General features: G+C 41.5%; 6 protein-coding genes. All 6 read left to right on the top strand.

Going from position 1 to position 14,100, the window contains the following annotated elements; all coding sequences use genetic code 11:
* Window positions 1-17: 17 nt before the first annotated feature.
* The 6 genes from M2448_RS18955 to M2448_RS18930 all read left to right on the top strand — a co-directional run bounded on the left by M2448_RS18955 (window position 18) and on the right by M2448_RS18930 (window position 13,976).
* Window positions 18-2,987 carry a glycoside hydrolase family 88 protein gene (locus M2448_RS18955; RefSeq protein ID WP_280647718.1) on the top strand — a complete coding sequence of 990 codons (2,970 nt, stop codon included), beginning with the start codon at window positions 18-20 and terminating at the stop codon, window positions 2,985-2,987.
* Window positions 2,984-5,560 (top strand): glycoside hydrolase family 95 protein, encoded by a 2,577-nt coding sequence (locus M2448_RS18950; RefSeq protein ID WP_280647719.1) that lies wholly within the window; start codon window positions 2,984-2,986, stop codon window positions 5,558-5,560. The genes M2448_RS18955 and M2448_RS18950 overlap by 4 nt, the downstream gene beginning before the upstream one ends.
* A gap of 3 nt (window positions 5,561-5,563) precedes the next feature.
* Window positions 5,564-7,729, top strand: coding sequence for an alpha-galactosidase (locus tag M2448_RS18945; protein WP_280647720.1), 2,166 nt, complete (start codon window positions 5,564-5,566; stop codon window positions 7,727-7,729).
* A 10-nt stretch (window positions 7,730-7,739) separates the two neighbouring features.
* Window positions 7,740-9,758, top strand: a complete 2,019-nt coding sequence (locus tag M2448_RS18940; RefSeq protein WP_280647721.1) for a hypothetical protein — start codon at window positions 7,740-7,742, stop codon at window positions 9,756-9,758.
* 2 nt (window positions 9,759-9,760) lie between these two features.
* Window positions 9,761-12,688, top strand: coding sequence for a glycosyl hydrolase family 28 protein (locus M2448_RS18935; RefSeq protein ID WP_280647722.1), 2,928 nt, complete (start codon window positions 9,761-9,763; stop codon window positions 12,686-12,688).
* Between the two features lie 127 nt (window positions 12,689-12,815).
* Window positions 12,816-13,976 (top strand): alginate lyase family protein, encoded by a 1,161-nt coding sequence (locus M2448_RS18930; protein ID WP_280647723.1) that lies wholly within the window; start codon window positions 12,816-12,818, stop codon window positions 13,974-13,976.
* The last annotated feature ends 124 nt before the right edge of the window (window positions 13,977-14,100 follow it).

Below are 14,100 nucleotides of genomic sequence, written 5' to 3'. Positions count from 1 at the left end.
CGCAAAACAGAATAAGCATGAAAAGCATAATAAAAATATTTATGGTGCTGGTACTTCATATACTTTGCCTTCAGCTATCGGCTCAGGCAGGGCGGATTATGAATGCCGATGGTAAAACCGATACTTATAAGCTGATAGAGTCATACGGCTATGGTATTGAAGTGCCTGATTGCGGGCATCCTATCAAGCATATAACACAAGTGTATGACAATGACCTGAAGAAATGGGTATTTGCTTTTACCCTGCACATAGATCTTGACGATGATCGTTGCGGAGCACAGGACAGGCAGCGTGCCGAGATAAAAACTTTTGGAGTTTCGCCCGAGTCGATGAAAGGACATAGAGGAAAAACTCATCAGTATAAATGGAAATTTAAACTGGATAAAGATTTCAAGCCCGCGCCTAATTTCTGTCACATTCATCAGGTGAAAGCTGATGCGGGACCTAATGCGGGAGCGCCCATTATTACGCTGACACCCCGTTTGAAAGGGGATAAGGAAGTCCTTCAATACCATGTCGTTACCAAAGAAAATAAATCTACCATTTTATCCGAGATTGATTTGGATTTGGTGAAGGGAGAATGGGTTGAAGCAACAGAAACTGTTTTGCACGACAGGTCTGGGAGTGTCGAAATGGAATTGAAAAGATTGTCGGATGGAACAATTCTTTTTCGGGCAAAAAGAGATAATGTCGATCTGTGGCGTGATGGAGCACGTTTCAATCGCCCGAAATACGGAATATACCGTAGTTTGAAAGACAGGGACCAGCGCCGTGACGAATCTGTTCTATATACTGACATCGAATTTATAGAAGTGTCGGATAAAGATAGTAAACGGGAAAAAGCCGGATGGGAGCAGGCGACAGAAGTAGAGAACACATTGAGAGCATTAGCTTCGTCGTGGAAGACATTTAATGTGATAAATTTTGGTGCGATTGGAGATAATGTATATGATTGTTCTCCGGCATTTGAAAAAACTTTGCAGACTTGTGGGAAATTTGGAGGTGGCACTGTGATTGTCCCGAAAGGTACCTACAGAATGGATAAGTCGCTTGATCTGCCATCAAATATACATCTGCAATTCGAAGATGGAGCTGTGCTTGCATTTTCTCCTGATATCCCCACCTCTTATCTTATTTCCTGTGGCGATGTTGAAAATGTTTTATTATCGGGCAAAGGACGTATTATGGGAAACGGGCAAGGCATTAATTTGCTGAATAGTAAAAATATCCTGATAGAGAACTGGGATATCGATTCTCGTGGAAATATCTTGTCGATAAAATCGGAGAAGGTATGTCGCGATATAATTATCAGGAATACTTATTTCAGAAGGACAGCAAATAGTGCCATAATCATCGACAGCAATACTTCGGGAGAAATACGGAATGTATTTGTCGAAAATAATACTTTTGGCGAAGTACCTGTTCATATCGTTCATCTGAAATCGGGTAACAATAGAGGAGGTACAATTGAAGATATTTGGATGAAAAATAATAATTCGGAAGGATACCTCTGTCAGACAGCCTTCCGTATCGATCAGGCTGATGGGAAAATTCCGCAGAATGGGGCTTCTACGCCTGTGTTGTGGTACAACTACTATGAGAATTTCACTAATTTGAATGCCGCAGATAAAGGGATATACCTGAATGCTATTCCCCAAAGCCGCAGCCCTATAGAAAGTGTTTGGTTTAAAGATATACAGATCTCCGGTGTAAAGGAAACATTGGTGAAAAACACCAACAGGGATATTTATATTAAGAATGTGAGCACTAAGCCTGTAACGCTTTTCGATGCTGCGGCATCTACCGTTCCCGGCGCACGCTTAGATTATAAACAAGGTGAGGCTCCCGAATTATGGTCTGTTGCAACAGCACAAAGTACAATGGCTCGCTGGCCCGATTATACAAAAGCTTACTTCAATGCGTGGACTTATGTAAACAGCTATATGGCATGCGGGTTTGAACGATTATATAAAGACACCGGAGATAAAACCTATCTGGAATATATTAAGCGTTATATTGATAATTTTATAGATAAAGATGGTAACTTTATAGCTGTAGCCAATGAAAAAGGAATAGTGAGAGCTCCTAATGTCTGTGATAACCTTGATAACATGATGCCGGGAAATTCACTGGTAATGCTATACGAACACTATAAGGATAAACGCTATAAGAAAGCTGCCGACTATATACTCCATTGCATGAAAAACTATCCCGGTAACAATGACGGCGGATTCTGGCACAGCAGGGGGATGCATGGTCAGATGTGGATAGATGGTATATTCATGGGTCAGATGTTCCTTCTGCGCTACGGACGCTCTATCGGCGATTCGAAATATGCATACGATGAAGCGATCAGGCAGATAACTGCATATGCCAAAAGAGGGGAGCGTGGAAATTCAGGACTATATGTACATGGTATTTACGAGGCCGGACATGGAAACCGTGAATGCAGATGGGCAACAGCTGAAAATCCCCAGTCGTCGGATGTTTGGGGCGAAGGGCTTGGCTGGTATGCTCTGGTCTTGGTAGAGGCTTTGGAAACAATACCCCCTAAACATAAAGGATATAATGAATTGAAAGATATATACATCCGTCTTGCCAAAGGATTGAAGAACACTCAGGATCCTAAGACCGGAGGATGGTATCAGGTTGTGGATAAAGGCGACCAACCCGACAACTGGATAGAAACATCGGGTTCTGCTATGTTTACTTATGCAATACAACAGGGTATAAATCTGGGTATATTGAAAAAAGAAGACTACTCTGAAGTAGTAAAAAACGGATACAATGCTATTGTGAATCATGCAAAAATTAACGAAAGAGGCTTAGTTGACATTTATGAGGCTTGTGACGGCCTTGGAGTTCAAACGAGCTACGAAAAATATATCAACTATCGTAAATCGTTGAATGCAAAAGAAGCATACGTAGGTTTCCTTTGGGCTACCGAAATTGTAGAAAGAGACACTATCAAAAAGAGTAAAAGATGAAGAAAAAAGCATTGTTCTCATTAGTAGTTTCTGCTATAATACTGGCAGGATGCAGTCAGTCAGAACCAAAACAACTGAAACTTTGGTACGATCGTCCTGCACAGGTATGGGAAGAAGCTTTACCATTGGGTAACGGACGTATAGGCGCGATGGTCTTTGGCGATCCGAATAATGAACTGATACAGCTTAATGAAAATTCGCTTTGGTCAGGATATCCGAAGGATGGTAACAATCCGAAAGGTGCTGTGAATCTGGAAGCTGTTAGAAAAGCCGTAAACGAGGGTGATTATGAAAAAGCTGCTGCTATCTGGAAAGAAAATTCGCAAGGGCCGTATTCAGCCAGATATCTTCCTCTGGCCGATCTTCATATGCAGATGTTGTCATCCGATAGTACAACATCTTATTACAGGGATTTAGATATATCTAATGCTCTATCTACTGTGAAATTTGTATCGGGTGGAGTCGAATATAAGCGTACAAGCTTTATCTCTTTTCCCGATCAGGTAATGGTGGTGAGAATAGAAGCGGATAAAAAACAATCGTTAAACTTCAATGTACTGTTAGATAGTAAATTAAGATTTACAACATCGGCTGCGAATGATGATTGCCTGATACTCAAAGGGAAAGCGCCTAGGCATGTCGCACATCGGGCATACGAACCGGAACAGGTTGTGTATGCGGAAGATGAAAAAGGGGCAGGCCTTAATTTCGAAGTACATGTGAGGCTGATTACAGAAGGAGGAAAGTCTGTAGGTAAAGATAGTATATTAACGGTAGAGAATGCTAATAGTGTAACTTTATTGCTGTCTGCTACAACCGGTTTCAATGGGTTCTATAAATCTCCAGTGCTCGAAGGAACAGATCCGTCCGTACAGACTAAAAAGCTTTTGGATGCAGCTACAAGTAAGACATACAAGGAATTACTCGATAATCATATAAAAGATTACAGGACATTATTTGATAGGGTAGAACTGAATCTCGGTGAATCTTTGTCATCGTGCGATTCTATCCCTACAAATGAGCGGTTAAGTAAGTTTGCATCAGATGATAGTGATAACGGTATGGTAACATTATATTATCAGTTTGGTCGCTATCTTACCATTGCATCATCACGCGATGGAAATATCTCGTCCAATCTTCAAGGGCTTTGGAATCCTCATGTGCAGCCGCCTTGGGGCTCTAATTATACGACAAATATCAATACCGAGATGAATTACTGGCCTAGCGAACCGACCGGATTGCCGGAATGCCATCAACCTCTCCTCAATTTTATCTATTCATTATCGGTGAATGGAGAAAAAACGGCTCGGATAAATTATGGGATAGATAAAGGCTGGACTGCGCATCACAACAGCGATGTATGGGCGATGACCTATTCGGCCGGAGATTATAATAAGGATAGTAAAGACTTGACACATGTAACTGCATGGCCTATGGCCGGAGCTTGGTTCTCGCGCCATCTTTGGGAGCATTATGCGTTCGGTGGCGATAAATCGTTTTTGAAAGAAAAAGCCTATCCTTTGATGAAAGGCTCTGCGGAGTTTATGTTACAGTGGCTTCAGCAGGATAACGAATCGGAATATCTGGTAACCAATCCTTCAACTTCTCCCGAAAATAAGTTTATCTATACCGATAGAAAAGGCAATAAGAAAACAGGAGGCATATCCAAGGCCTCTACTATGGATATAGCGATTATACGCGATTTGTTTACCTATTGCATAGAAGCATCTAAAGTGTTGAATGTCGATCCTGAATTCCGACAAGAACTGGAACAAGCTTGTGCAAAACTCTATCCTCCTCATTTGGGGTCGAAAGGTCAGTTGCAGGAATGGTTTCGGGATTTTGATGAAGTTGATCCTCATCATCGTCATGTATCTCATCTATATGGGCTACATCCGGGAAATGAAATTTTGCCACGGGTTTCTCCTGAGTTGGCTTCTGCCGCAAAACAGACCTTGTTGTTGAGAGGTGATGGCGGGACAGGTTGGGCGATGGCATGGAAAATCAACTTTTGGGCACGCCTCGAAGATGGAGATCATGCATATCTAATGCTTAAAAACGGCTTGAAACATGTGGATGTTTCCAATATGTCAGTCAAAGGAGGAGGTACTTACTCCAACCTTTTCGATGCGCATCCTCCTTTCCAGATAGACGGGAACTTTGGAGGCACATCGGGTATCACAGAGATGTTACTGCAAAGCCATGGTGGAGAATTATATCTGCTGCCGGCACTTCCATCCAATTGGCCGAATGGTTCGGTAAGGGGTTTAAGGGCTCGCGGTGGTTTTGTTGTAGATATGGAGTGGAAAGGCGGACAACTGACCAAAGTCGTTATCGAATCAGCTTTAGGAGGCAATTGCAGAATAAGGAGTTCTATTCCGTTAACATCCCGATCTGCGCAAATAAAAGACGCACAGGGCGAAAATCCGAATCCATTCAACTTTACGATGAAAGCTTCGGAACTTATCAAAGGAGATAATGCCGGATTATTACAACAATTGGAGTTGAAAGAAACTTCCCTGATTGATTTTGAAACAGAAAAAAATAAGAAATACGAATTGACAAACCGATAAATAATGAAGAAAATAATTTTATCCCTTTGTGCATTCTCAATATGCATCGTACTGTTCGGACAAGGTGCAACAGAAATCAAACGATTTCAGATAGCAACGGATAATTCCTGCCTGACACTAATGGTCGGAAGCGATAATTATCTATATCAGTTGGGCTATGGGAAACCCAATGCCGAATTCGTAATTCCTCCGCGTGGTTTTTCTCGTGAAAAGGAATTTTATCCTGCATCGGGCAATGGTTTTATTGCTGAGCCTGCACTCGAAGCAAACCATGCCGATGGCAACACATCTACCGATTTATATTACCAAAGCCATGAAACGAAGCAATTGGACGCGGATGTAGAACAAACTGTTATTCATCTGAAAGACCCACAATATCCTTTTCATGTAGATATATTCATCAAAGCATATAAAAAAGAGGATATTCTGGAAATGTGGACAGAAATCTATCATGAAGAAAACGGAGATGTTCTTTTATACAAATATGCTTCTGTAGCGCCTATATTTTCTGCTAAGAATTATTGGTTGACACAGTTTAACGGTAACTATAAAAGAGAAGCTACTTTGGTAGAGGAAAAACTATCTTCGGGAATAAAGATACTCGATTCTAAAATTGGAGTACGGGCACACCAGATGCGTATTCCTTCTTTTATCCTGTCCCTTAATCAGGCTGCAAACGAAGAAAGCGGCGAGGTATATATTAGTTCGCTTTCGTGGCCGGGTAGTTTTCAACTAGCTTTCGATATCGATTGGAATAATAATCTGCGGGCATTGTCGGGTATTAACCCTTTCGGAGCCAAATACACATTGGAGAAAGGTAAAAAATTCCAAACACCTGTGTCTGTATGGACATACAGTAATTTGGGAAAAGGGCATGCCAGTCGCAATCTTCACAAATGGGCGGTTAAATATGGTATCCGTGACGGAAAAAAAGAAAGACCTATCCTTCTGAATAACTGGGAGGCGACACATTGTGATTTCGATGAGAAAAAAATAGTGTCTTTATTTGATGGGGCAAAAGATGTAGGAATAGAATTGTTCCTGCTCGATGATGGTTGGTTTGGCAACGGGAAGTATGCCCGTGATGATGATAAGCATGGTCTGGGTGACTGGGATCCTGATAAGAAAAAACTTCCGAGTGGTATTTCTTACTTATGTAAGGAAGCCGAGAAGCGTAAAATCGGGTTTGGTATATGGCTCGAGCCCGAAATGGTAAATCCGTTGAGCGAACTTTACGAAAAACATCCGGACTGGGTGATCACACAACCAAAGAGAGCTCCTTTGTATGGCCGTTATCAGTTGATACTTGACCTTACCCGTCCTGAGGTGCAACAATACGAATGGAATGAGGTTATAGACAAAACTCTGAAACCGAATCCGGGTATATCGTATGTAAAATGGGATGCAAACCGTTATGTAACTCAGCCCGGCTCATCTTATCTCCCAGCCGGAAAGCAATCGCATTTGCTGACCGATTATAATTGGGCATTGCTAGACCTGATGAAAAAGACTGCCGCTAATTATCCTAATGTGATGATGATGCTATGTGCGGGTGGTAGCGGACGTACCGATTACGGTAGCATGAAACATTTCCATTCTTTCTGGCCTAGTGATAATACCGATCCACTGAAGAGAGTATATATACAATGGGGATTCTCCCATATTTTCCCCGCAAATGCGATATCTGCACATGTGACCCGCATGGGTAAACGCCCTATGAAGTTTACCATAGATGTGGCATTGAGCGGAGCTTATGGTGTAGACCTCGATCTGTCAAAACTCACAAAAGAAGAGATCGGACAGATAAAAAGCAGTATAGAATTGTATAAAACCAGCCTTCGCCCTGTTATTCAATATGGTGAATTGTATCGTCTGTCTTCTCCTTATGAGAAGAGCAGCGCATCGTTAAGCTATGTGTCGCAGGATAAAAACAAAGCTGTAGTATTTGTTTATCAGGTGAAGAACGGAGAAAACGGAATGATTAAATTGAAAGGGCTTGATTCATCAGCAAAATACACGGTAAAGGAATTGAATCTCGAAACCGGCAAAAAATCATTATTTGCTTTAGATGGGAAAGTGATGACAGGCAAGGAACTTATGGAAACGGGATTTATGCCTGTTTGTAAGAATGAACTCGAAAGTATGGTAATAGGTCTTAATGTGAATTAAAGAAGGATATATGGAAAAGTATATTTTATTAACCTTAGTCTTTTTAAGCAGTGTTGTGTTAAACGCACAAAATGACCGTTGGCAACTGGCTGACAATGGTGCTATCGAATGGAATATTGATTCGAGGATACCCCACTACGATCATATAGAAATGAGTGGGCAGCAATTATCTGTTGTACTCAGGTATGGCGTAGATGCTGAGGGAGCTTTTCATGTCAACAGGGCGATGCTATTCCCCATGCTGCGCTTGCATCCCGTAACACGCACACAGGCTCACCTGAAACAGCGTATCGAACTGGATATCCCGAAATTGGTAACCGTTGCCGAAATGACGCCACAGGGTGAGAAAGTAAAGAAGATTACTTTCGACGGATTACTGAAAGTAGAAAGTACATTCGATTATATTTCGGGGCGCAAGACGATAAAAAAGGGATTGGAGCTTACACGTATACACTATCCGTCGGCAACTTCAATGTACTATATCGAAGAATATACATTTAAGAATATAGGTAGTGCGAATGTTACATTGCGTCTGCCGGAAGTAAAAATGACATATCCCGTTCCTGCCGAAAAAGGACTTTATAGTGCTTACCTTGTAGACGTAGATATATCAGAAAAAGGCTGGTTCGAGCTAAAACCGGGAGATACATTTTCATTCTTTGCCATGTTTTCGGGGAGAAAAATAGATGAGGCTCCATTTGCTTCCATCAATATAGAAAAAGAACGCACAGCCCGCCAGTCTTTGGTGCAGCAATGGTGGTCTAACCTGATACTCGATACTCCCGATCCTGTGCTCAACCGCATGTTTGCTTTTGCGAAACTGCGTGGAGCGGAAAGTATTTACAAAACGAAAGGAGGCTTTATGCATGGTCCCGGTGGCGAAGCTTATTATGCAGCTATATGGGCTAACGATCAGGCAGAATATATTAACCCATTCTTCCCGTTTTTAGGATATGATATAGGCAACGAATCTGCGATTAACAGTTTTCGTCATTTCGCACGTTTTATGAATCCTGAATATAAACCGATCCCCAGTTCCATTATTTCCGAGGGTGCTTCCACATGGCATGGAGCAAAAGACCGGGGCGACGGGGCAATGATCGCTTACGGTGCGGCTCGCTACGCATTGGCTAAAGGCAGCAAGACAGAAGGTGTGGAGCTATGGCCATTGATAGAATGGTGTCTTGAATATTGCAAAAGAAAACTTACTCCGAATGGGGTAGTGGCATCTGACTCTGATGAATTGGAAAATCGGTTTCCATCGGGAAAAGCGAACCTTTGTACATCAGGCCTGTATTACGACGCCCTTATTTCGGCTGTTTATCTTGGTGAAGCTTTGGATAAACCTGCCAAACAATTGGATGAGTACAAGAAAGAAGCCCGGCAATTGAGGAAAGCAATAGAAGATTATTTTGGTTATGAAGTCGAAGGCTTCCATACATACCGTTATTATGATGGAAATGATATCCTGCGTTCTTGGATTTGCATTCCTTTGACTATGGGAATCTATGACCGCGCCGACGGTACTATAAAAGCGTTATTTTCTCCACGTCTTTGGACTGACGACGGATTGCTTACACAAGCCGGCACGGAAACATTTTGGGACAGGTCTACCCTGTATGCTTTGAGGGGTGTTTTTGCCGCAGGCGCAACTGAAAAAGGATTGGAATATCTTGAGAAATATTCAAAAAGGAGATTGTTAGGTGATCATGTGCCATATGCGATAGAAGCATGGCCCGAAGGCTCGCAACGACATCTATCGGCCGAAAGTGGATTGTACTGCCGTATATATACCGAAGGCTTATTTGGTATGCGTCCTACAGGGCTTCGTTCGTTCGATATCACCCCGCATATGCCTGCCAAATGGAATTATATGAATCTTAAATCGATAAAAGCTTTCGAACAGAGTTTTGATATTGATATTACCCGCAAAGGAGAAAAACTGGAAGTTGTGGTAAAAAACAGTTCGGGAATAATTGTAAAAAAACAAATTAAAGAAGGGGAGACTATCCCTGTTAAATTCAAGTAACCATGAAAAGAATAGTATTTTATGTGCTTTTGATCTTATGTGCAAACCAACTGTTTGCCCAAACATATAACGTCAAAAATTATGGAGCCAAAGGGGATGGAAAGAAACTGGACTCCCCGGCCATTCAGAAAGCCATAGACGCGTGTACCAAAGCAGGTGGAGGAACTGTGCTTATTCCGCAGGGCACCTATTTGTCGGCAACCATAGTTATCAAGGATAATGTGATACTCCATCTGGAAGAAGGCGCTCTTTTGCTAGGAGATACCGACCTGAATAAATATGATAAAATAGACCCATTTACCGATGGATTAGGTATTGAGGTTGGCCGCACATTTATAGCTGCGGTTGATGCAAAAAATGTGACAATAGAGGGAAAAGGTATAATAGACGGACAGGGTTCGGCATTGAAAGAAAAGCATATAAAGACCGACACTCGTTCCGAATCGAAACGCTGGGGCGAAAGGCCATTCCTGCTCCGGATTATCAGATGCCAGAATGTGAAAGTAGATGGTATCACCCTGAAATATTCGGCATCGTGGACTTCACATTATGCACAGAGTAGAGATATATTAATTAAAAATGTAAAGATATTGAGTCGTGGCGTAGCTCACAATGACGGTATCGATATAGACGGATGCGAGCGTGTACAGATCTATGATTGCGATGTGGAAAGCGGTGACGATGCATTGTGTTTCAAGACGACACATAGTAAGTACCCTTGCCGTGATATTGTGGTGAAGAATGTTCGGTTGAAAAGCAATCAGGCAGGACTGAAAATGGGTACTGAATCGATGGCGCCGTTCGAAAATATAAAGATATCTAACTGTCATATCTATAATACGCTTAATGGAGGAATCAAACTGTTGACAGTAGATGGAGCGCACCTTCGCAATGTAGAAATAACAGACATTACAATGGATAATGTGCGCACCCCGATGCTTTTCCGTTTGGGTTCGAGGTTGAATGTCTTCCGAAAAGGACAAGATGAGAAACAGACTACAGGCTCGTTTGATAACGTTGTTATCCGCAATGTAAAAGCAAAGAGTTCGGAAAAAACACAATTGACCACACCGTCGGGCATTCTTATAACGGGAGTTCCGGGGCATTACATTTCCAATTTTACACTTGAAAACATCGAAATAGAGTTGCCGGGAGGTGCCCCAGTGGAAGAATCACGACACATAGTTCCTGAGGCAATAGACCAATACCCGGAGATAAAGACATTCGGTCCTACAATTCCGGCTTATGGCATTTGGATGAGGCATGTAGATGGCTTAAAATTAAGAGATATTACCTTCAAACTGGCGAAAGCAGACCTACGTCCGGTGATAATTAGCGATGATGCAAAGAATGTATCGATAAAGCGCCTGTATGCTCCTGTCTTTGAAGGGTCGGAGTCGGCTATACGATTTGAGAATTCGCAGAATATGCAGGTTGAGATTCCCGAATTGACAGGTAGTTCTGCTGCTTTGGTAGAGGTAAAAGGAGGAACGAGCAACAAGATCGTTATAATAGGTGTTCCGGCTGTAAAAATAGGAAAAGATGTGATACTGACCGATGGTGCGAAATCGGGGAGTTATGTATTTTCTAAATATGACTGGAAACCGGAGGCACAAAACCAGCCTGTAGGAGTGGCTAAAGGTATTTTTCCCGGAAGGGTAGCATGGGCGCATGCTCCTGGTACTGCACACTGGAATGGAAAATGGAAATCGATGGAAAGTCCGTGGTGGACAGATGAAAACACAGACCAGACTAAAGTCAGCGCTATGGTTGGGAATATTGTAACCACCCTGAGCGGGCAGGAAGATTATGCAAAAGCATGGAACAAGATATTCGAACATTATAATAAGAAACGCTTTAATAAGAAAGCCGGATATAAAAAAGGCGAGATTGTAGCTATAAAGATTAATATGAATTCTACAAATCGCCCACAGCGTACAACAAATTATACCGATGCCGCACCCCAGACTGTTTATTCGGTCGTAGAGCAACTTGTAAAATATGCAGGTGTACCCGAAGAAAATATTGTTATCTATGATGCTAAAAGGTATATTCTGGCCGATCTTCTGGAAAAAATATGGAAAGACTTTAAGGATGTTCGTTTCATTCAGGAAAAAGAATTTACCGAAGAGCAGAAACATCCGATATATGGCGATTACAGCCGCATAGAACAGCCGCAATGGGTAAAAGGGATCGCATATTCGAATGGGAAAGAATACCAAAGGGCATGCAATATTCCAAAACAGGTGATGGATGCCAAATATCTTGTTAATATGGCAATGCTAAAACTCCATTCATACCCGTACTCGAATATGGAAGGTGGAGATGAAGGACAAACAGGGGTGACAATGATAGGGAAGAATAATTTCGGATCGATACAAGGTCCATCCGATTTGCATGGCGTAATCAATACCAATCGTGAAGGTACAAAGGATTCCTATTCTCCGATCGTAGATTTGGAGGCGTCGCCGAATCTGGGGACTAAAACTATATTGTACATTCTTGATGGACTGTATTGTGCAAGGAAGCATTCATCGTATGCTCTGCATTTTCCAAACGCTCCGTTCTTCAACAAGACTTATCCGTACGAAAATTCGGAATGGCCATCTTGTGTGCTCGGCTCATTAGATGGGGTTGCACTGGATTCTGTAGGGCTGGATATCTTATTTTCACAGACAAAGAATAATCCGGACAAAGATAATTATAACCGTCCATGGATGCTGATCAGGGAAAATGCAGACGGTTACCTGCACGAAATGGCTCAGGCCGATAATCCTCCTTCGGGTATGGTATATATGCAGGATGGTAAACGGGTTGAAAGTCTTGGCGTACATGAGCATTGGGACAGCGACGAAACCCGCAGGTATTCCCGAAATCTAGATACTGTGAACGGAAAAGGTATTGAACTGATTTACACATTAATTAAATAATCGGATTGATTTTACAAGTATTGGGAACAATCCTGTAAATAGGAAAAAACTTTATTCTTGATTTTTGTATTATAGATAGCTCCCGAAACCGGGAGCTATAGGTTTCTATATTTATATTAAAACGGTTATGAAATATAAATTCGTCATAATTATTTTATGCTTATTGCTTTTTTCTTGTGAGCAATCGTCCGATTATGTGAAGCTGGCGGAAGATACATTGAACGGTCAGATTCTAGAAAATGCAGAATGGGCAATGAGTCAAATGCCACAAACGGTTATTGATTTTCATAGTGAAAAAAGTTCTGGAGGGATTCACGATTATTATTCCGAAGGAGATTATTGGTGGCCTGATACTGAAAAGCCTGATGGTGCATATATAAAGAGAGATGGAGAGATTAATCCTGACAATTTCATGGAACACCGTATGGTGATGATCCGTTTTAGTAAAATAATAGGTTCTTTGGCTTCAGCCTATATACAAACCAATAATGAAGAGTATGTAAAACATGCTTTTTTACATATTAATGCATGGTTTGCAGATACCACCACAGTGATGAATCCCAATCTGCAATATGCTCAGGCTATCAAAGGAATAACTTCCGGACGTAGTGTCGGAATTATAGATACAATACATTTGATGGAGGTAGCTCAGGGCATTTATAAAATGCAGAATGCCGGATGTGTTGATAAAGAAAATCTGAGAATAGTGAAAAAATGGTTTGAGGATTATCTCCGATGGCTCACTACATCATCCAATGGAATAAATGCGATGAATGTGCGTGGCAACCATGCTACTTTTTGGGTTATGCAGGTAGCTGCATTTGCCCGGCTGACAGATAATGATGACTTACTAAAATTCTGTAAACTGCGTTATAAGAATGTATTACTACCTGATCAGATGGCTGAGGATGGTAGTTTCCCGCTTGAATTAGCTAAAATCAATCCTTACAGCCATTCGCTAACCAATCTGGATGCAATGGCTGCCATTTGTCAGATTTTATCTGATGATAAAGAAAACCTTTGGGAATATTCTACTTATACGGGCTTGAATATTAAAAAAGGGATTGAATATATGTATCCTTTTATAAAAGATAAAGAGAATTGGACTCTTCCGAAAGATATGGCTTTTTGGGAAAACTGGCCTGTAGCACAACCTGCTCTTTTATTCGGTGCATATGCTTATAAAGAGAACTCTTATTTCAATCTGTGGAAAAATCTTGAACACAAAGCTAAAATTGCAGAGGTGGAGCGAAACCTTCCGATTCGTAATCCTTTGATCTGGATGTGATTGTTAAACTAAAAAATTACATATAATCTATGAAACAACTGAATAAATCGACAGTAGAAAAGAAAAACTTACCAGTAAAAATCCTTCAATTCGGAGAAGGTAACTTCCTTCGTGCCTTTGTAGA

It is taken from the genome of Dysgonomonas sp. PF1-14, assembly GCF_029892965.1.
Classification (GTDB): Bacteria; Bacteroidota; Bacteroidia; order Bacteroidales; family Dysgonomonadaceae; genus Dysgonomonas.
This window is presented reverse-complemented; position numbering and strand designations above follow the sequence as displayed.

Bases quoted from the DNA above. Each gene is read 5' to 3' on its own strand.
- M2448_RS18940 (WP_280647721.1), top strand. From the start codon at position 7,740: ATGGAAAAGTATATTTTATTAACCTTAGTCTTTTTAAGCAGTGTTGTG.
- M2448_RS18950 (WP_280647719.1), top strand. From the start codon at position 2,984: ATGAAGAAAAAAGCATTGTTCTCATTAGTAGTTTCTGCTATAATACTG.
- M2448_RS18955 (WP_280647718.1), top strand. From the start codon at position 18: ATGAAAAGCATAATAAAAATATTTATGGTGCTGGTACTTCATATACTT.
- M2448_RS18945 (WP_280647720.1), top strand. From the start codon at position 5,564: ATGAAGAAAATAATTTTATCCCTTTGTGCATTCTCAATATGCATCGTA.
- M2448_RS18935 (WP_280647722.1), top strand. From the start codon at position 9,761: ATGAAAAGAATAGTATTTTATGTGCTTTTGATCTTATGTGCAAACCAA.
- M2448_RS18930 (WP_280647723.1), top strand. From the start codon at position 12,816: ATGAAATATAAATTCGTCATAATTATTTTATGCTTATTGCTTTTTTCT.